Genomic DNA, 19104 nt, shown 5'->3' with positions numbered 1-19104 from the left:
TGTTAATTTTTGTCAATTAGCGTGTAATCGTTGTGAATTTGCCGTTAACCGGAACAGCCAGCTGGCCGTTGCTGATTGCGGCGATATTGCCTTTGCCCGATACGATCAGCTCGGATACCGCATCCGATACGCCGTACAGCTTGCTTGCGGTACCTGTTGCAGGGTCAAGCGCGTTGATGCTGTTTGCATCGCCTTTTGCCGTCAGCAGGATCAGCTTGCCGTCAGCTTGGTTCAATTGGTATACGTCTTCTGCGTTATACAGGTTTGTTGCTGCAAGAGTAGCTGTATTTACGGAAGCAACGCTGCCTGCGTTGTCGTCGCTGATGCTTACGTAGTAAACTTTCGAACCGTCAGCGGACAGTTCCAGGAACGCCTTGTCGCTTGCATCCTTCGTCAGCTGAACCGGTTTGTTGTCGCCTTTAGCCGAGTCGTAGAAGAATGCTTGCGTTTCCGTACCTGTCGGGTCGATCGTAACATCGTCCTTGCTTACGTCCGTAGCGTCGTTTTTAACAACAGGCTGTTTGATTTGGAAGTAGGCTACTTTAGTGCCGTCAGCGGAAACCGCAAGGTTTGTTTTGTAGTCGACTTTGTCTTCCAGAACTTTCGTTACGCTGCCGTCAGCCAGGCTGAGCTTGCAGATAACGGAGTTTTTGTCGCCTTGGAAGAAGAAGATCGAGCTTCCGTCAGCCGAGAACACCATCTCGTTTTTAATCGATGTATCCGTGCTTACTTTTGTCGATTGTTTCGTGCTCAGATCAATGACGTTAACCGTGCCGTCTTCTTCGGAATAAGCGGCTTTCGAACCATCCGGGGACACGATCAGCTCGGAACTATCGGACGAAGTAAGCAGCAGTTCATTTTTGCCTGTCGCAGCGTCAACCAGATAATCTTCGCGGCCGTTCTCGCCAGTGATCGATGCGATCAGCTTCGAAGCATTTACCCATGTCACTTGATCGACATTCTCGAGGAATTTGACCGAAGTGATGTTGCCGTTCGAGTAGCCTGCGCCCAGCTTGCCAAGAAAGCTTACCGGCTCAACGAATGCTGTGCCGTTAACCGTCACGGCATTGCTCAGCTTAACAACATTGTGGTTCAACTGAACGGTAATTGTGCTGCCCGAAACATTCAGGGAAGCTTCAAGAGCTTTCGCCAGATCGCGAACGGAAGCGAGTGTTACGCCTTGCGCGTCAATCGTGCGGATTGCGACAGAATTGCCGTTGATGGATACGGTAATGGAACCGACTTGAACCGCTTGTGCCGTTTGTACGGCCGATTGCGCCATTACTGGTGTAACAGCTGCTGCTCCAATTGCTGTTGCGAGCACGGAAATGACTACTGCTTTTTTCATTTGTAGTTCGTCACCTTTCTTATTTTCGAATAATTGCTAGGTCCGACGGCACTACGCCGGTATGTATGAATGGCCTTGATTTTCCCCCCCGTCAAGCCGCGTCGGAACTATTTCGATTTCAAAGCTAGTCTAACAGCGGATTATTATCCCATTATTTAGAAATTGTAATGATTTTGTGAAGAAAGGCCTAAGTTGATAGGAAATGTTGAAATTGCTATCCTAAAAATGACAAGAGGAGGAATGTCGAAATGTATCGGATATTTATCATCGAGGACGATGACAAAATAGGAGCTATCCTGAAATCAACGATGGAGAAATACGGATTTGAAGCGAAGAGGGCCGCTCAGTTCAAGGATTTGCTGGGGGAGTTTGCGTCGTATGATCCTCATCTCGTGCTGCTAGATATCAATTTGCCGTATTTCGACGGCTTTTACTGGTGCAGGCAAATCCGGACAAGGTCTAACGTGCCTATTTTGTTTATCTCAGCCCGCGAAGGAGAAATGGACCAGGTGATGGCTATCGAAAATGGCGGAGACGATTATCTCTCGAAGCCAATTCATCTGGATCTGCTGCTCGCAAAGGTAAAGGGTGCGCTGCGCCGGGCTTACGGGGAATATGCCGCGGCTTCGGCCGCTTCGGCGGCGGCATCCGCAGAGCTCGAATTGAACGGACTGCGTCTTAATCTTAGCCGCAACGAGCTGGAATGGCAGGGAGAGCGGACCGAGCTGACGAAGAACGAAAGACTGCTGGCCGAAGCTTTTATGAAGAAACCCGATGAAATCGTGGCAAGAGAGCAGCTGCTCGAGGCGTTATGGGATGATGTTCAGTTTGTGGATGACAATACGTTAACCGTCAATGTCACCCGCCTGCGCAAGAAGCTCGAAGAAATCGGCATTATAAAAGCGATTGAGACGGTTCGGGGGCAAGGCTACCGGCTGAGCGCCGAAGCGCTGCAGGAGGCCAAAGCATGATTCGTGCTTATCTTTGGGACCGTAAAGTTCTGATCGCAACCTACCTGTTAGGCTCCATTCTGGCTTGCGCGATGTTTTCTCTCGATAAGCTTCGTTATGAAAGAGCGGACGCGGGCCTTGTCTATTATTACGCCGAGCTTGCGGGCTTCCTGCTGGTTATTGGACTAGCCGTGGACTTCCTTCGTCAGCGCAGCTACTACAAGCAGCTTCGGGATGCGATTGAACACGGAACGGAGCTAAAGGCTTCGATGGTGATTACTTCCGGGATCACCAAAGAACAGATTGCCGTGCAGAGGCTGTTGGCCGCGCAATACGGCGCGTATTTGACCGAGCTCAGCCAGTACCGCAGGCAGCAGGAGCAGCATAATCATTTCGTCTTGCAGTGGGTGCATCATATGAAGACTCCGGTGTCGGTTATTGATCTGCTTGTCCAGGAAGCGCTGCAGGAACGGGATGATCCACCTGCCCATACGGAAAGACTGCAAAGCATCCGCGAAGAGACCGGCAGAATGACAAGGGGACTCGATATGATGCTGCATACGGCGAGGCTCGACAAGATCGAGTTTGATCTGCATCCCCGTTCGGTTCCCCTGCATGAAGCGGCACGCAGCGTAATAAACGCGCACAAGCAGCTCTGCATCCGGCATGCTATATTCCCTCGGGTTGACGGAGAGGCGGTTGTGGAGACCGACGAGAAATGGCTGACGTTTATCTTGAATCAGCTGATTGGCAATGCGATTAAATATTCAAAGCGCAAGCCGGGCTCGAAGAAGCTGATTGTCAGCATTGAGAAGGAGCCTGATTTAAGTGCCGTCAGGCTGTCTGTTATAGATGAAGGAATCGGGATTGAGGCGCATGACCTGCCAAGGATTTTCGATCCGTTTTTCACCGGAGAGAACGGCCGTGCGGTTGAGGAATCAACGGGGATGGGGCTTTACTTGGCCAAGCAGGTATGCTGCCGTCTGGGGCATGAGCTGTATGCCGAATCAGAGGTTGGCGCCGGTACGAAGGTTACGGTTGTGTTCCGCCCTGAAGGGATCCATTTGTTGCGTTAATACGCCAATGTGTTCGGAATATGACAAAATCGTAAGGTTCAAAGCCTCCAATTGAAAGGTAAATCGATGGGTTGATCAGGACGGATGGAGTTATACTGAGTCCATAATCAAAACAAATGAGCAAGTCTTGGGGAGGCTGTTACGATGAGTGTATTGCGTACGAAAGGGATTGGAAAGATTTATCATTCAAAAGGGAACATGTCCTATAGGGCACTTGAGGATATCGATCTGAACATTGAAGCGGGAGAATTTGTTGGCGTCATGGGACCTTCGGGCAGCGGGAAAACAACGCTTCTTAACCTGCTCGCCACGATTGACCGTCCGACATCCGGCGAGCTGGAGATTAACGGCATACAGCCCGGCAAGCTAAGCGACAAGAAGCTGGCGTTATTCCGCCGCAGAGAGCTGGGCTTTGTGTTTCAGGATTTCAACCTGCTTGATACGATGACGATTAAGGAAAACATTATTTTGCCACTGGTGCTGGAAGGCGTAGCGCCGCGCGTTATCGAAGAGAAGCTGAGGCCGCTGGCGATTATGCTTAATATCGATAAAATTCTGGACAAGCGGACGTATGAAGTGTCCGGCGGACAGAAGCAGCGTGCCGCTATTGCCCGGGCAATCATTCACCAGCCTGCGCTGGTGCTTGCCGACGAACTGACAGGCAACCTCGATTCCAAAGCGGCGAAGGATGTCATGGACGCGCTGAAGGATATGAACGAGCGCCTTGGAGCAACGGTTCTGATGGTGACGCATGATCCGTTCTCGGCTAGCTATTGCAAACGCATTGTCTTTATTAAGGACGGCAAGCTGTTCAGCGAAATCCGGAGAGGAACGAACCGTCAGGCGTTCTTCCAGCAGATTCTGGATTCTTTGAGTGTACTGGGAGGTAATTTCGATGACGTTCCGTTCGCTCGCGCTTAGCAACATGAAAGGAAATTGGCGTTCCTACAGCGCCTTTTTCCTAAGCTGCGTATTTTCCGTGTTGATCTTCTATATGTATTCGTCGTTTATTTTTCATCCGGACGTAGTAAACGGGCATATTGAGCAGGCGGCCAAGGTAAGAAGAGGGATGTTGTTCTGCCTGTACATCATCGGTATCTTCTCATTCTTGTTTGTCCTGTACTCCAACTCGGCTTTTCTTAAAACACGGAAGCAGGAGTTTGGTTTATTGTCCTTATTCGGGATGACCAAAGCGCAGCTTAGAAAGCTTGTTATCTATGAAAGCATTGCTTTGGCTATTCTGTCCATCGGGGTTGGGATCGGTCTTGGCATGCTGTTCAGCAAGCTGTTCTTTATGGCTTTATCGGTGTTCCTGAAGGTTACGGACCCGATACCGTTCGCCGCTCCGCTGAAGGCGGTTGGAATGACGGGGCTTGGCTTCTTTGTTCTGTTTGTCGCGATTGCCGTACTTACCTCTCTTCGGATCGGCAAAGCCGAGCTGATCGAGCTGTTTAAGGCTGGACGCAAGCCAAAAGGCATGCTGCTATTCTCGCCTTGGCTTGTTGCGCTGGCGCTTGTATCGCTTGGCGCAGGATACACGATGGCGGTTATGTTAGATTCGTTTAACTTCTTATATTTGTCGCTTCTCATCCTGGTGACGGTGACGGTCGGAACCTACTTTCTGTTTACGCAGTTCAGCGTGCTGCTTATTCGTTTCCTGCAGAGGCGCCATACGTTCTTCTATAACCGTACGAATATGGTAGTTCTGTCGCAGCTTGGCTACAAGCTGAAGGATAACGCTCGTATTCTGTTTATGGTCTCGATTATGAGCGCGGTTATTCTTACTGCATCCGGTACGTTTTATTTGATGCAGATCAGCGCCAAACAGCAGATTTACCAGTTCTATCCTTATGCGGTTGCCGTGATGGAGAAAGGGCTTCAAAGCCATGATGTGATTGATCCGGAGGAGCTGAAGACGCATCTTCGCGAAGCGGGACATCCCGTTACCGATGAGAAAATTGTCGCCGGAGCCAGCGTAACCCATATCAAGCTGACGCGGAGCAACGGGAACAACATCGACTATAATCCGGATACCATGGTGATCTCGGAGTCCGATTATAATCGCTTAGCGGAAGCGCAAGGGAAAAAGAGGATCCATTTGAAGCCGGGGATGGTAGCTATGCCTGGATCCTTCAACCCTCCCATTGAAAGGATTCAGGGGAAGGTAAAGGACACGACGATTGATTACCCCGTAGCGGCGGACCATTCCGACAGCGTCATGAATCAGACCGATTTTAACTGGATGACTATTATTGTAGAGGACGGCGACTATAAGAAGCTTCTTGCCAATGTCCCGGAAAGCGAGCAGCTTGTCTGGTACGGCTATGAAGTGAAGGATTGGGAGAACGCCGGTCCGGCTATTAAGAAGCTGCAAGTAAAGGAAGATCTTAAAGGGCAGATCAGCCGTAATCGGGCGGACAACTTCGCCAACATGAAAGAAACCAGCTCGCTTACGCTGTTTATCGGCCTGTTTATCAGCTTGCTCTTCTTTATCGCATCGGGCAGCTTGATTTACTTCAAGATGTTTACGGAGCTGCAGGAGGATCAGGCACAGTTCAACGCGTTGAAACGGATCGGAATGACAAGGCAGGAGATCCGGAAAATAACGGTGACCCAGATCGGCATTATTTTCTATCTGCCCTGCTTGGTTGGCACCATTCATGCGTTGTTTGCGATGAAGGCGTTGGACGGATTGATGGAATCCAGCGTGTGGCTGTATTCGTTTGTTATTATCGGCATCTTTGTTGTGATGCAGACGATCTACTTCTTGCTTGCAAGCATGAGTTATTCCAAAGGATTGAATAGAGGAACGGCCAGCGCTTAAGGCGCCGGCCGTTTTTTTTATGTGGATTGCTGTTGCTCCAGCCAAGAAATCCGCTTTGTCTTTAACCCGCTGAGGGCTGCTTCCGCGGCCGTATATTCCGCCTGCAGCTTTCTCACCACTGTTCTGACCTCATGGGCGGCTTCGCAGGTGCGGTCCTGAGTCTCCTTGATCCGCTTCTGCACGATCCAGTCCGTGATCAGACCGTCAAACCAATAGTCTCCGAACTTGAGCAGGCCGCTGATGTCGACTTGGATATCCAGGCTGCGCTTCAGATCCGCAAGCTCATCCCGGAAGCTCTTCAGCTCATGATTCGCTGCTGCGATAGATGCTTTTGCATCGTCTATATGCTCGTGTTTGATATGGGTTGAAATGAGTCCTCCGTTGCCCCAGGTATCCCAATTGCCCCAGTTGATCGCTTTTTCGAGACTATCGATAGCCGGCTCCAGTGAGGCAAGCACCCGTCTGCCTGCCGTAAAAGCTTCGTTCAGCTCGCGTACGATAACCTGCTGGGCTGCGATCTCGCTTTCCATGGCCATCAGCTCCGCCGCTTTGTCAGGCGTGCTTCTTAGGAATTGTTCCTGCTCCTTGAGCAGCCGGTCATAATCCTGTTCAGCGCCGAGATTCGCGGTAATGACCGTTCCGGCCTGCATAATCTCTTCCTTCAGCTTATCCTGTTCCTGCTTGGCTTCCGAAAGCTTGAGGGCCGCGGCAAGCGCCTGCTGGCGCTCCATTTCCAGCTGTTCATCCTTGCTGCGCAGGAGCGTATGGAAAAGATTCGTCAGGGTCATTCGCGTGAGCTTATCGACATCGGCCTGCTCTGATTCGAGATCAAGCTCCAGGCGGATGATTTGCCGTTCCAATTCGTTTAACCGGGAACGGAATTGACCCTGTCTGCGAATGGCCCTTTCAAGCTCGTATTTGCGTTCCTTTGCTTCGGTCAAACGATCAAATAAGGAATCTGTCATAAGCAGGAATTCCCTCCTGGAATAGGGTGTTGGATGCAACTCTATACGAGGTCGGGGAGCATTAAGTTTCAATCCTTGGCGACGGATTTAAGGTTGCGGTTGAAACGTCAGATCAATCTGAATAATCTCGGAACGGCTGCCCAGACGGATTGGCGGTCCCCAGGAACCAAAGCCCGAGGACACGATGGCATGCAGGCTGCCCTTCAGCTTATAACCCCAGTCCAGCTCGAAGATACGGCGGGTGATCAGATGGTTAGGCGCCATTTGCCCGCGGTGGGTATGACCGGATAAGGAAAGGTCAATGCCGTTTACGGCCGCCTGCTCCAGGTCGGAAGGCTGGTGGTCCATCATAATGAGCGGACGGGCTTTATCCAGCCCGGCAATCAGCTCGCTGATCGGGAGCCGGCCTTCCGGATCGCTCTGCCGCGCCGCCAGATCTTTGCGTCCAACGATATAGAAGCTGTCCTGAACAAGGATATTTTCGTCCAGCAGCACGCGAATGCCGATCGCATTCATTTGAGCGATGTATTCCTGAATGTGTCCGCCGATATATTCATGGTTGCCCAGCACCGCATAGACGCCAAGCGGTGCCTTCAGCTTGCTCATCGTGGCGGCCATATTCCTTCGAATAAAAGGATCGATGCTGTCGTCAATGACGTCGCCGGGCAGCAGAATCAGATCCGGCTCCATTTCCTCCATGTGGCCGATGAGGCGGCCAAGATGCTTGTTGCCGACAACCGTGCCCAGGTGGATATCGGAGGCAACCCCGATTCGGAGCTTCCGGATAGCGCCGGCCTGCTTCGGAATGGTCAACTCATAGCGGCGGACAATGGGGGTCCAAGCGTTCCAAGCCCCTCGAATTAGGATGGAGGCCATGAGGACGAAGGCAACCGTGCCAACGGAGGCAACGGCTGTTTTGTAAGGGACGGAAGCAAGGGTCAGCAGCCAGACGGCCAAATCCGCCAGAGGCAGAATAAGGAGGCCGTATTCCATGACGGCAAACCAGTAGGAGCCTATATATTTCAGGAAATAAGCGACTTGGCGGACCGGCGAAGCCGAATGCTGTCCAAACCGTCCGATAAGCCAGGCGAAGGAGAGAATACCAACAATAATGCCGTACGGCCAGGCATTTTCCAGGTCAAACAGCGTGGACAGGTATCCCCATCCATTCCAGCCGATGTACCAGTTCACCAGGCCAAATACAAGGAGGAAGACGGTAATAACGGGAATAAATCTAGCTTTCACTTGGACATCTCCTTACTCGACGCATATAGGTTTCGTTAAACTCGTGAACCTACTATATCACACCGCAATTGCCGGGTAAAATAAGGCGGGATCTGCTGCTTGCATTGGTCTCGCCGCCGTTTTTCTAGTATACTTGTACAATGATTTTACGGCAGGGAGAGGGATTCGAAATGAAGTCATTAGTGCTTGCGGAAAAGCCAAGCGTCGCAAAAGAAATCGCGCGCGTTCTCGGCTGCGGCAGCAAAAATAAAAGCTATATGGAAGGCCCGAATTACGTGGTCACATGGGCGCTTGGCCATCTGGTAACGCTTGCGGAGCCGGAGGATTATGATCCGAAATACAAGACCTGGAACCTGGAGGATCTTCCTCTTCTTCCGGGTAAAATGAACCTGAAGGTCATGCGCGAGACGTCGCATCAATACAAGGCCGTTGCGCAGCTGTGCAAACGTCCGGATATTGGCGAATTAATTATCGCCACCGATGCGGGGCGGGAAGGCGAGCTTGTAGCCCGATGGATTATGGAGCTGGTTCACTGGCGCAAGCCTTTCAAGCGGCTCTGGATTTCTTCCCAGACGGATAAAGCGATTAAAGACGGCTTTAAGGCTCTTAAGCCCGGCCAGCAATATGATAATTTGTACGCATCGGCGGTCTGCCGTGCGGAAGCGGACTGGCTGATCGGTCTTAATGTCACTCGTGCGCTAACGGTTAAATACAATGCCCAGCTTGCTGCGGGACGCGTACAGACGCCAACGCTTGGCGCGCTGATCGACCGGGAGAAGGAGATTAACCAGTTCCAGTCGCAGCCGTATTGGACGGTTTCCGCCGATCTTGGAGCTTTCCAGGCAGTATGGCGCCAGAATGACAATCATGACGGCAGAGTGTGGGACAAAAGTGAAGCTGAAGCGGTGGCAGCACGCCTGCAAGGGAAAAATGCCAAAGTTGACAGGCTTCGCACAACCCAGAAGTCCGAGCCGCATCCGCAGGCTTTCGACTTGACCGAGCTGCAGCGGGAAGCAAACAAACGGCTTGGTTTTTCGGCGAAGATGACCTCCAATGTCCTGCAGAAGCTGTACGAGCAGCATAAGCTTGTCACTTACCCGCGTACGGACTCTCGTTATTTGTCGAGCGATATCGTGCCGACGCTGAAAGGACGCCTTGAGAGCATAGCGGTAGGGCCTTATGCGCCTCTTGCCCGCAAGCTGCTTCGCGGCCAGCTAACCGTTACGAAACGATTCGTGGATGACGGCAAGGTCAGCGATCACCATGCGATTATTCCGACCGATGAATATGTGAATTTATCGGCTCTCAGCAACGATGAGCGCAAGTTGTACGATCTGATCGTGCGCCGCTTTATTGCGTTGTTTTACCCGCCGTATACGTATGACGAGACAAGCGTCGTCCTGACGGTTGGCCAAGACAAGCTGTACGCAAAAGGCAAAGTCCAGAAGGACATCGGCTGGAAGGAGCTTTACGGCGGCAGCGATACGAGATTTTCCGCGGACGAGGACGATGAAGAGGAGAACGGGCGCGGCGAGGACAAAAGCACGCCGGAGCAGCTGCTGCCTGAGCTTGTTCAAGGACAACCTGTCCCGGTGAAGCAGAGCCGCTTGAAAGAGCTGCGTACGCTTCCTCCTGCTCGTTATACGGAGGCTTCCCTGCTCTCGAAGATGGAGAAGCATGGACTAGGCACGCCGGCTACCCGCGCGGATATTATCGAGAAGCTGCTATCTACCGATACGATTGAGCGGTCCCAGAACCGCCTTGTTCCGACAGGTAAAGGCAAGCAGCTAATCGAGCTGGTTGTTGACGAATTGCGCAGTCCGGAGCTTACGGCAAAGTGGGAGCGGGAGCTTGAGCTTATCGCGCACGGCCAAGGAGACGCTAAGCGGTTTATGGCGGGGATCCGGGAGCAGGCTAACAAGTGGGTTACAGCGGTTAAGAATGAGACGAAGGAGTACAAGCCGCATAACTTGACCCATTCGCGCTGCCCGGAATGCGGCAAGCTGCTGATGGAAGTGAAGGGCAAACGCGGCAAGTCGCTGGTCTGCTCCGACCGTGAATGCAGCTACCGCCGTCAGGCGGAGCCCGCGCTGTCCAATAAGCGCTGCCCGCAATGCCACAAGAAGATGGAAATTCATAACGGCAAGGCAGGCAAATACGCGCAGTGCAGGCCTTGCAACGTTATTGAGATGCTGGGCGATAAGCAAGGCGGAAAAGTCAATAAGCATCAGCAGCGGAAGATGATAGAGCAGTACAGCGATAACGTATCGTTGTCCAATAGTCTTGCCGATGCACTGAAAGCGGCGATGAACAAACAGGATAACGAATAATCGGGAGAGGGAGTGCCGTTAAGAGCGGTACTCCCTTTTTTTTGCCCGGACAATCATCCAAGAGACAAACGTTCCTCTATCATATCCTATTAATAGGAAAGGAGATTGATAGCATGGAAGAACAACTTGGGCGGCCAGTCCCTGACAAGTGGGCAAAACAGGCGGCTCTTCTTGCCGACCCGTTTATTGCCCCGCATATTCCCCCAACGAAGCTATACAATGCAGGCAACCTAAGAAGTATGCTTGGCAAGCATCAGATGGTTGTCATCAAGCCGGTCATCGGCACGGGTGGACACGGCGTAATTAAGGTAGCGAAGACAAGCGCGGGCTACAGCTTTACCTCTCATTCGACAACGCATTCTTATGCCAGTTTTGCTGCTCTCAAAACAGCACTCGACAAGAAACGCAAAAATCGTCCTTATCTGATTCAAAAAGGGATCCGTCTCGCCAAGGTTGGCGGCCGTCCGATTGATTACCGGGTCAAATACGTAAAAACGGAAACGGGCTGGGTGTACCGCTCTATGGTAGGGAGGATTGCCAAGCCGGGGTTGTTTGTTACGAACCTGTGCCAAGGCGGCACGATGGTTACGGCGGCAGAGGGAATTCGCCGGTCCTTGTCCCCGTCTCTTGTGGGAGAGAAAAAGCAGAAAATGCGCGATCTGACCGTTGCGTCAACAAGAATGCTGGAGGCCAGGTTCCCAGGCATTGGGCAGTTGGGCTTCGATTACGGCATTGACCTAAACGGCAAGATCTGGATCTTTGAAGTGAATACGAGGCCGCGGTAAGAGGGCTAAGGCCTTTTGTCTTGTAATCTTGTTTGTTGTGCCATTTTTTCATTGAGAATCTACAAGCATATGCACAGAATTTCAATATATTCCATTAATGGGGCAAGTAATTTCGATTAAAGTTTTTTATCACAGTTTGGTAAAAAAAGGCTGTGTATAAATGTATCCACATCATCCACTGCGTTAAATCCTCATTTTTCGACTTGTATTCACATCTCATGCACAGCCTGTCCACAAGGATATGTGTATAATGGGGGCCATTGTTGTTGGGAAAAGGGCATGTTACGATGGGGACAGCTCAGGAAACTTTAGGAAGAAAGGAAGTGTCCAGGTATGGATCTGCTGTCAGACGAGCTGCTGGAAGACACCTACCTTGCCGCTATTCAGTACAAACTGGAAGACGACTTCATCCGAATGCTTCTGCTTGAGATGAAGCGAAGACAAATTAACAAGGCTGCCGGCTCAAACGCTGTTTAACGGATCAATCCCTATTTCCGTAACGGCAGCCTCAACCGTCCGATCGCAGGACGAGCAGTATACAATATGCAAGCAGTTTCTATCATCGGCCGATTGATTCCATGAAGTCATTTCTGTCTCAAGTGGCACGTACGGTGCATAAGGACCAATCAGGTCTGTCATTCGGCCCCAATCTTCCATTGCTTGGCCACAATTGGCGCAAGCTGCATTCAGCGGCTGCATGCCATTGCATACAGGACAAAACATAAGGGTATCCTCCTTGGCTTCGTGCAGATTGCGTGCACTTGAATGAAACGCCAACGTTAGGATACCCTTGTCATTTTTGTTTTACCACAATGGAATTCACAAGTTTTCTGGATAATGAAAACTGGAATTCCATTTGGCGATAAAACCTACATCTAAACGCGGTCGCTCATCATCGAGAGGCAACGATAGAGGTTTTCTCACCACATAAATTATGAATTCACAAGTTTTCTGGATAATGAAAACTGGAATTCCATTTGGCGATAAAACCTACATTAAAACGCGGTCGCTCATCATCGAGAGGCAACGATAGAGGTTTTCTCACCACATAAATTATGAATTCACAAGTTTTCGGGATAATGAAAACTGGAATTCCATTTGGCGATAAAACCTACATCTAAACGCGGTCGCTCATCATCGAGAGGCAACGATAGAGGTTTTTTCACCACATAAATTATGAATTCACAAGTTTTCTGGATAATGAAAACTGGAATTCCATTTGGCGATAAAGCCTACATTAAAACGCGGACGCTCATCCGCTACAGCTTCATGTTGCTGCTATGTCCCGGAGAAAGCTTTGCGTCCGGATCAAGATAGACCTTGGCGTTATTGACGGCGGTGGGAGCTTCCCCGAAACCAACGGCAATCAGCTTCAGCTTGCCCGGGTAAGTCGTAATATCCCCCGCGGCAAAGATACCGCTCACGCTGGTCTCCATTCTTGTATCCACAACGATGGAGCCGCCTTGAATCTCAATGCCCCACTCGGCAATCGGGCCCAGTGAGGACACAAAGCCGTAATTCACGATGACGGCGTCGACTTCGACCTCGGTTTGCTCTTTGGTTTTGACATCGGTAAGCGTTACGCGGCTGATCCGGCCATCTCCGTGGAGAGAGGTAATCTCTTTGGGCGTCTGGACGTCAACCTTCGAGTTCATGAGATTCTCCACGCTATGCTCATGAGCGCGGAACTTATCGCGGCGGTGTACAAGCGTAACCGACTCCGCGATCGGCTCGAGCATTAACGCCCAGTCAACGGCCGAATCGCCGCCTCCCGTGAGCAATACCTTTTGGCCCTTAAACCGGTTTAAATCTCCGACAAAATAATGAAGGTTGCTCTTCTCGTACTGTACGGCCTCGGGGAGCTCCAGCTTGCGCGGTTCAAACGCTCCAACGCCGGCCGTAATAATAACGGCTTTTGCATAATGTACGGATTTATTGGTAATGACTTCAAATAAACGTTCGCTTTGTTTGTTTACTTCAACGACTTTTTCTTCTAATAATACTTCCGGCTGGAACAGGCCGATTTGTTCAATTAACCGATCAACAAGCTCTTGGGCTGTAACTTTTGGGAACCCGGCCACGTCATATATGTACTTCTCCGGATACAATGCTGCAAGCTGACCGCCAAGTTGAGGCATGCTCTCGATAATTTTGACGGATGCCTGGCGCATTCCGCCATAAAAGGCTGCAAACAGGCCGGCAGGTCCGCCGCCAATTATGATAATATCTGCAAGGTTATTTGGCTGCTCTACGGATGACATGGAAAGCACCTCCAATATATTGATGATCTGCTTCCTATTATATGCCTGCCGTTTCCAAGAAGGAAATATTAATTTGTATGCTGCTCTAAAGTTTTTCGTATATTTTGCTCTTGAAGTTTAAGTAAAAACTATGTAATATTTCTGATGTATTGTATGTATGGCGCCGAATTTAGACAGTCAACAGTAGATAAATAAGACTGAAACACGGGTTTTAAGGCGTACAATCGGAGTGATAAATCGGACCAAAAAATGACACAATTCGCTGGGGTAGAAATATAGATCCAGCACGGATTGTGTAATTTTTCACAAACAAAAAGACACATAAACAAGCTAAGGAATGGATGGGATCATACGATGAGCAACATACCCAAAATTGTCATCTTAGGAGCTGGCTACGGTGGTGTGCTTACTGCGCTGCGGTTGCAAAAGGAGCTAAATTATAACGAGGCTGACGTCACTTTGGTGAATAAGCACGACTATCATTATATTACAACGCATTTGCATATGCCTGCTGCGGGAACGGACAATCCTGAGAATGCGCGCGTCAGCATTTCCAAGCTGATTGACGAATTCAAGATCGACTTCGTGAAATCGACAGTCGTACAGATTCGCCCGCAGGACAAAAAGGTTATTCTTGAGGATGGAACTCTTTCGTATGATTATCTGGTCATCGGTCTTGGCGGCGAGCCGGAAACCTTCGGCATTCCTGGTCTTGGCGAGTATGCAATGAATATTAGAAGCATCAATTCTGTCCGCCTGATCCGCGAGCACATTGAGTATCAATTTGCGCGCTTCAAGCGCGAACCGCACCGTACCGACTACCTGACCTTTATCGTAGGCGGCGCGGGCTTTACGGGCATCGAATTCATTGGCGAGCTGTCCGACCGTATCCCTGAGCTGTGCAAGCAGTTCGATGTCGATCCGGCACTCGTGAAAATTTATAATATTGAAGCAGCGCCAACCGCGCTCCCAGGCTTTGACCCTGAACTCGTGGAATACGCGATGGACGTATTGACGAAAAAAGGCGTAACGTTCCGCATCGGAACGGCGATCAAAGAGTGCACGCCGGACGGTGTCGTGGTTGGCGAAGGCGAGGAAATCAAATCGCAGACGGTTATTTGGACCGGCGGTATCCGCGGCAACCGTCTCATAGAGGATGCAGGCTTTGAAACGATGCGCGGACGCGTGAAAGTGGATGACAACCTGCGTGCTCCGGGCCATGAGAATATATACATCGTGGGCGACAACTCCCTGATGTTTAACCCTGAAGGCCGACCGTACCCTCCAACCGCGCAAATCGCCATGCAGCAAGGCGTTGTATGCGCGCATAACCTGATTGCCTCGATCCGCAACCAGCCTTTGAAGGCATTTGTCTTCAGCAACAAAGGCACGGTGGCATCGCTGGGCAAAGGCGAAGCGATCGGTATCGCGTTCGGCAAGAAATATAAAGGCCGCACGGCTGCTTGGCTGAAAAAAATGATCGACCTTCGTTACCTGTTCATTATCGGCGGTATTCCGCTTGTGCTGCGCAAAGGAAAATTCCTGTAATGCGTCACTGCAGCGTTCAAGTCCGCGGATTATTGACCCGGGATGAGCTCGACCGCTACAATGCGTTGATGGAGGTCGGCTCGTTCCTTGAGTCCCAGCAGCGTTATGATCTGTCGTACACGGTGCAAAAAGAAGTGGACATTCTCATCCTGCCCGCCATCGAGCGGCTGAAGGAGAAAGGCCGCGAGCGCGACCGTGCGACCGAGCTCTATCTCGAGCAAAAACGTCTCGGCCTCTTGGACGAGGACGACGAAGATTAACAAACAAAGCTTTCGCTTCGGCGACAATGTCATTAAGTTAAGCAAACTTAATAACATTGCGCTTCGGCGAAAGCTTTTTGTTTTGTGGTCGGAGGCTGGTTCGCCCAGCGATTCGATTTGCGCGATCGCTTCGCTACTTCACCCCGCGATTCGCTTGGCGTTCGCTTGGCAATTCGCCTCGCGATTTCGCCCCACGCTTCGCCCACGCTACGCTTCGCTTCGCGATCTAACGAAACGTCGTATCGCTATTTGCCGCAAATGAACTAGATATCAAATCTAACGAAACGTCATATCGTTATTTGACCGTTTTCGGGCATCATAATGCTTACAATCGGTAAATAACGATACCAGGTTTCGTTAGAATTCCAAAACCGCCATTTTCGGGCAAATAGCGTTACATAGTTTCGTTAGCCCTTTATCCCTAGAAAATAACGCCACCGGAATCATCCGGTGGCGTTATCGGTCTAAAAAATAGGTTGACGATGCCGTAGCAGCTCAAATGGGAATCCGAGAGCAACAGCGATCGGAAGAACATTTGACTGTGTAGGCTCGCTCTAACCTATTACAGCGAGAGCATCGCCTTAAACTTCTCGTCCGTCAGCAAATTCCCTACAAAGAATTCGCCAAAGTCGCCGTAACGAGCGCTGACATCGTCAAAGCGCATCTCGTATACGAGCTTCTTGAACTGAAGCGCGTCGTCGGCAAACAGCGTAACGCCCCATTCCCAATCATCGAAGCCGACGGAGCCGGTAATGATCTGTTTAACCTTGCCGGCATACTTGCGGCCGATCATGCCGTGGCTGCGCATCATGTTGCGGCGGTCTTCCATGCTGAGCATGTACCAGTTGTCGTTGCCCGAACGGCGTTTGTTCATCGGGTAGAAGCAAATATGTCTTGCTTTTGGAAGGGATGGCTTGAGACGCGCCACAACCTCCGGATTTTGCATCGGGTCGCTGCCCGGGGAATTCACGTAGTTGCTAAGCTCAACAACGCTCACATACGAGTGAGCCGGCTGCGTAAACTCGGCGAACAGCGTTTTGTTAAACGCGGTTTCGATATCGTTCAGCTCTTCGAGCGTTTCGCGCAGGTGCATAAAGACGAAATCGGCTTTTTGGCCAACGATGGAATAGACAGCCGTGCTGCCTTGCTTGTTCTCGTCGACATTGCTCCATTCCTTCAGGAAGGATTGAAGCTCGTCGAGCGCCTGGCTCCGTTCTCTATCGCTTGCAAGCCGCCATGCCGCCCAATCCATCGAACGGAAATCATGCAGCGCGTACCAGCCTTCTAATGTAATGGCTACTTCACTCATGGGTAAATTCTCCTCTCGTCTCATTGCTTTTAACATTGTATCGTAAATAATTCAGCAAGAGCAAATGGCGGACTTGTGACAAATGGACAGCTCCGATTGACTTCCTTATTTCCATTATTTAAACTGAGAAGCGAGACTTTCCATAAGGAGAAGAGGACATGCTTCAATTATTTGTAGCCACCGTGCTGTTCCTGGTCATGATGTTCGGCATCGGCTTTATTCTTAACATGCTTCTCAAAACAACCTGGTTTCCAATTTATGTCTTTATAATTGTACTGCTGCCTATCGGCATATGGTCGACGTGGGATCATTCGGTTTCGTTTGTCGACAATTTTACAGAGTTTACATATGTAGACGTTATTCCGGTAATTGGCGCTCTCGCCGGCGCTTATATCAGCGGTTGGGCTATTCGCGCGCTGCGCCGCGGCGGCTATAAAATGTTCTAAATCATACTACGGCTTTCGTTATTCCGAAAGGGGATCGCGGAGCCGTTTTTCATTTCTAAGAAAATGATTAGTTTCCTCTTATACCCGCGTATACCGTGCTCCGCCAAGGATAGCGACAGCCTTTTCACCTTGTCACCTCATATTTCTAGTTTTGTATTCGTCCCCGGTCCTTCTTTTTATGTTAGAATAATAGAAAGTACGAATGAGATGGAGAGATGCAATTGCGCATCGGTAATCTACTGCAATATACAGAACATCACCGTTATTACATTTTTCGAGATTTTTCGCTAAGTAGCTTGGACTATAAAATGTTGTCGCTCATCTATCAGCCGATGATAGGAGCATTTGCTATTGCTTTATATCAGCAGCTTTATCATGGCATTGCCGAAGGAACGTCCGGTTATTCCGCCATTGAAACGCAGCGCAAGCTGTTCCTGGGACTTGGACTGGACATGAACGAACGCGGCAGAAAATATTTGATCGATCAGGCATCGCGCCTGGAAGCGGTTGGGCTTCTGCAGACGTCGCGGGTAGGATTGCCGGATCAGGCGGATGTCATGTACGAATACGAACTGTCGCAGCCGCTCACGCCGGGGGAATTTTTCCGCAATCAGCATTTGACCCTGCTTCTTCGGGACAAGATCGGCAAGTACGCCGTTATTTCGCTTCGGGAATCGTTTGGGGCGCAAGAGCCGGACGAGCTTGCGCAGAAGCAGCTGACCAAAGAGAACATTTCGGTGCCTTTCTATGAGCTGTTCCAGCTGAACACCCAGTCGGTTGACCAGGAGCTTGAACAAGCTTTGACGGAAGTAGCGCCAACGCGCCAGGCTGCGCCTCGGGCACAGCTTGAGACGGCAGGTATTCCTTACGGGGAGATTATCCTTCGTTTTCCGCGTAATTCGGCGAACCGAAGTTATGTGGAGCGGATGCGCGGCAATTCCGAGCAGCTCGCGCAAGTCAATTATGTCGCTTACAAATATAATCTATCCGTAGCGGACATTTGCCGGTTATTGGATGAAGACGGCATTTTCGCTTCGGATGGCGAACTGATCGTAGACGAGATTCAACTTCGCGCGAATCAGCTGTACCGACAGGATAAGAAGCGCGAAGGAGAGCGGCAAAGAACGCTTGCCCGCGTACAGGCGGCAGCCGTTCAACCAAACGAGGCGGAAGAAGAGCTCGTCGAGTTTGGCGTTCAGGAAGAGTATTACATGCTGGTGCCAAGCCAGTTGGCTGGCAGATGCGACGTGCAGCAATATAATATGCTCATGCGGAACGAACCGCATACGCGGTTTTTGCAGCGGTTTTTCCCTGGAGCCGTACCGGATTGGATCGAAAGATCCTTTGAGCGGATTGATCTTAACTACAAACTTCCCGCACCGGTGATCAACGTACTTATTCATTATGTGATAGGCATGAACGATGCGCAGCGCGTAACGAAGACATTCGTGGAGGCCGTTGTGTCCAACATGCTGGTGAAGCAGGTGGATACATTCGAGAAGGCCGTTCTATACGTAAGAGAACAGGCTGAGGTAGAGGCCGACAAGGAACGTCGGAATGCCAGAGCGGCAGCAGGTCTTCCGGGAACGAGGGGGACATCGCGCAACAGCTCCCGCGGAGGTATATCACGCAAGCCTTCTATTCCGATTGTGCAGGATGAAGGAGCGGACGATACGGCTATACCGCCGGAGAAGCTGGAGCAAATGCGCAGGCTGGCCAGAAAGCTGGACGGCAAAGGTTAAAACATAAAGCGGGGT

Annotated in this window: 18 protein-coding genes; 11 read left to right on the top strand and 7 right to left on the bottom strand. The window is 50.7% G+C overall.

The window, feature by feature from the left end; translation table 11 throughout:
• Positions 1–16: 16 nt before the first annotated feature.
• Positions 17–1348: a hypothetical protein gene (locus tag WFK81_RS02260; RefSeq protein WP_336784830.1), complete on the bottom strand. Its 1332-nt coding sequence runs from the start codon at positions 1346–1348 to the stop codon at positions 17–19.
• Positions 1349–1596: 248 nt separating this feature from the next.
• Here WFK81_RS02260 and WFK81_RS02255 point away from each other — a divergent pair, with 248 nt between their 5' ends.
• The 4 genes from WFK81_RS02255 to WFK81_RS02240 all read left to right on the top strand — a co-directional run bounded on the left by WFK81_RS02255 (position 1597) and on the right by WFK81_RS02240 (position 6198).
• The gene (locus WFK81_RS02255; protein ID WP_336784829.1) at positions 1597–2319 is read left to right on the top strand and encodes a response regulator transcription factor; all 723 of its coding nucleotides are present in this window, start codon (positions 1597–1599) and stop codon (positions 2317–2319) included.
• Positions 2316–3374: a sensor histidine kinase gene (locus WFK81_RS02250; protein WP_336784828.1), complete on the top strand. Its 1059-nt coding sequence runs from the start codon at positions 2316–2318 to the stop codon at positions 3372–3374. The genes WFK81_RS02255 and WFK81_RS02250 overlap by 4 nt, the downstream gene beginning before the upstream one ends.
• A 144-nt stretch (positions 3375–3518) precedes the next feature.
• Positions 3519–4295, top strand: coding sequence for an ABC transporter ATP-binding protein (locus WFK81_RS02245; RefSeq protein WP_336784827.1), 777 nt, complete (start codon positions 3519–3521; stop codon positions 4293–4295).
• Entirely contained in the window at positions 4270–6198 is a 1929-nt protein-coding gene (locus WFK81_RS02240; RefSeq protein ID WP_336784826.1) for an ABC transporter permease, read from the top strand. Before WFK81_RS02245 ends, WFK81_RS02240 begins: the two co-directional genes overlap by 26 nt.
• 17 nt (positions 6199–6215) lie before the next feature.
• Here the strand turns inward: WFK81_RS02240 and WFK81_RS02235 are convergent, their stop codons facing one another.
• Together WFK81_RS02235 and WFK81_RS02230 are read right to left on the bottom strand one after the other, a co-directional pair.
• Entirely contained in the window at positions 6216–7163 is a 948-nt protein-coding gene (locus tag WFK81_RS02235) for a hypothetical protein (RefSeq protein WP_336784825.1), read from the bottom strand.
• A gap of 87 nt (positions 7164–7250) precedes the next feature.
• Entirely contained in the window at positions 7251–8408 is a 1158-nt protein-coding gene (locus WFK81_RS02230) for a metallophosphoesterase (RefSeq protein WP_336784824.1), read from the bottom strand.
• Between the two features lie 170 nt (positions 8409–8578).
• On the opposite strand from WFK81_RS02230, the gene WFK81_RS02225 reads away from it, so the two are divergent.
• The 3 genes from WFK81_RS02225 to sda all read left to right on the top strand — a co-directional run bounded on the left by WFK81_RS02225 (position 8579) and on the right by sda (position 12000).
• A complete protein-coding gene (locus WFK81_RS02225; RefSeq protein WP_336784823.1) occupies positions 8579–10738 on the top strand; it encodes a DNA topoisomerase III in 2160 nt (719 codons plus the stop codon).
• A gap of 113 nt (positions 10739–10851) precedes the next feature.
• The gene (locus WFK81_RS02220; RefSeq protein ID WP_336784822.1) at positions 10852–11523 is read left to right on the top strand and encodes a YheC/YheD family protein; all 672 of its coding nucleotides are present in this window, start codon (positions 10852–10854) and stop codon (positions 11521–11523) included.
• A gap of 333 nt (positions 11524–11856) precedes the next feature.
• On the top strand, positions 11857–12000 hold the full coding sequence (gene sda / locus WFK81_RS02215; RefSeq protein ID WP_336784821.1) for a sporulation histidine kinase inhibitor Sda: 144 nt from the start codon (positions 11857–11859) through the stop codon (positions 11998–12000).
• Here sda and WFK81_RS02210 read toward each other — a convergent pair.
• On the bottom strand, positions 11986–12246 hold the full coding sequence (locus WFK81_RS02210) for a hypothetical protein (protein ID WP_336784820.1): 261 nt from the start codon (positions 12244–12246) through the stop codon (positions 11986–11988). The genes sda and WFK81_RS02210 overlap by 15 nt on opposite strands.
• A 536-nt stretch (positions 12247–12782) precedes the next feature.
• Positions 12783–13784: an NAD(P)/FAD-dependent oxidoreductase gene (locus tag WFK81_RS02205; RefSeq protein WP_336784819.1), complete on the bottom strand. Its 1002-nt coding sequence runs from the start codon at positions 13782–13784 to the stop codon at positions 12783–12785.
• Positions 13785–14138: 354 nt separating this feature from the next.
• On the opposite strand from WFK81_RS02205, the gene WFK81_RS02200 reads away from it, so the two are divergent.
• Positions 14139–15332, top strand: a complete 1194-nt coding sequence (locus WFK81_RS02200) for an NAD(P)/FAD-dependent oxidoreductase (protein ID WP_015846384.1) — start codon at positions 14139–14141, stop codon at positions 15330–15332.
• Positions 15332–15592: a hypothetical protein gene (locus WFK81_RS02195; protein WP_127493161.1), complete on the top strand. Its 261-nt coding sequence runs from the start codon at positions 15332–15334 to the stop codon at positions 15590–15592. Before WFK81_RS02200 ends, WFK81_RS02195 begins: the two co-directional genes overlap by 1 nt.
• Before the next feature lie 47 nt (positions 15593–15639).
• Here the strand turns inward: WFK81_RS02195 and WFK81_RS02190 are convergent, their stop codons facing one another.
• On the bottom strand, positions 15640–15798 hold the full coding sequence (locus WFK81_RS02190; protein WP_336784818.1) for a hypothetical protein: 159 nt from the start codon (positions 15796–15798) through the stop codon (positions 15640–15642).
• A gap of 356 nt (positions 15799–16154) precedes the next feature.
• Positions 16155–16901, bottom strand: coding sequence for a hydrogen peroxide-dependent heme synthase (hemQ, locus tag WFK81_RS02185; RefSeq protein WP_336784817.1), 747 nt, complete (start codon positions 16899–16901; stop codon positions 16155–16157).
• A 158-nt stretch (positions 16902–17059) separates the two neighbouring features.
• On the opposite strand from hemQ, the gene WFK81_RS02180 reads away from it, so the two are divergent.
• A complete protein-coding gene (locus WFK81_RS02180; protein ID WP_127493152.1) occupies positions 17060–17347 on the top strand; it encodes a YuiB family protein in 288 nt (95 codons plus the stop codon).
• Positions 17348–17568: 221 nt separating this feature from the next.
• The gene (locus tag WFK81_RS02175; protein WP_336784816.1) at positions 17569–19089 is read left to right on the top strand and encodes a helicase DnaB; all 1521 of its coding nucleotides are present in this window, start codon (positions 17569–17571) and stop codon (positions 19087–19089) included.
• The last annotated feature ends 15 nt before the right edge of the window (positions 19090–19104 follow it).

Source organism: Paenibacillus sp. MMO-177 (assembly GCF_037147795.1).
Lineage (GTDB): Bacteria > Bacillota > Bacilli > Paenibacillales > Paenibacillaceae > Pristimantibacillus.
This window is presented reverse-complemented; position numbering and strand designations above follow the sequence as displayed.

Bases quoted from the DNA above. Each gene is read 5' to 3' on its own strand.
- WFK81_RS02250 (WP_336784828.1), top strand. From the start codon at position 2,316: ATGATTCGTGCTTATCTTTGGGACCGTAAAGTTCTGATCGCAACCTAC.
- WFK81_RS02245 (WP_336784827.1), top strand. From the start codon at position 3,519: ATGAGTGTATTGCGTACGAAAGGGATTGGAAAGATTTATCATTCAAAA.
- WFK81_RS02205 (WP_336784819.1), bottom strand. From the start codon at position 13,784: ATGTCATCCGTAGAGCAGCCAAATAACCTTGCAGATATTATCATAATT.
- WFK81_RS02180 (WP_127493152.1), top strand. From the start codon at position 17,060: ATGCTTCAATTATTTGTAGCCACCGTGCTGTTCCTGGTCATGATGTTC.
- WFK81_RS02260 (WP_336784830.1), bottom strand. From the start codon at position 1,348: ATGAAAAAAGCAGTAGTCATTTCCGTGCTCGCAACAGCAATTGGAGCA.
- WFK81_RS02255 (WP_336784829.1), top strand. From the start codon at position 1,597: ATGTATCGGATATTTATCATCGAGGACGATGACAAAATAGGAGCTATC.
- WFK81_RS02210 (WP_336784820.1), bottom strand. From the start codon at position 12,246: ATGTTTTGTCCTGTATGCAATGGCATGCAGCCGCTGAATGCAGCTTGC.
- WFK81_RS02235 (WP_336784825.1), bottom strand. From the start codon at position 7,163: ATGACAGATTCCTTATTTGATCGTTTGACCGAAGCAAAGGAACGCAAA.
- WFK81_RS02195 (WP_127493161.1), top strand. From the start codon at position 15,332: ATGCGTCACTGCAGCGTTCAAGTCCGCGGATTATTGACCCGGGATGAG.
- WFK81_RS02200 (WP_015846384.1), top strand. From the start codon at position 14,139: ATGAGCAACATACCCAAAATTGTCATCTTAGGAGCTGGCTACGGTGGT.
- sda (WP_336784821.1), top strand. From the start codon at position 11,857: ATGGATCTGCTGTCAGACGAGCTGCTGGAAGACACCTACCTTGCCGCT.
- WFK81_RS02220 (WP_336784822.1), top strand. From the start codon at position 10,852: ATGGAAGAACAACTTGGGCGGCCAGTCCCTGACAAGTGGGCAAAACAG.
- WFK81_RS02225 (WP_336784823.1), top strand. From the start codon at position 8,579: ATGAAGTCATTAGTGCTTGCGGAAAAGCCAAGCGTCGCAAAAGAAATC.
- hemQ (WP_336784817.1), bottom strand. From the start codon at position 16,901: ATGAGTGAAGTAGCCATTACATTAGAAGGCTGGTACGCGCTGCATGAT.
- WFK81_RS02240 (WP_336784826.1), top strand. From the start codon at position 4,270: ATGACGTTCCGTTCGCTCGCGCTTAGCAACATGAAAGGAAATTGGCGT.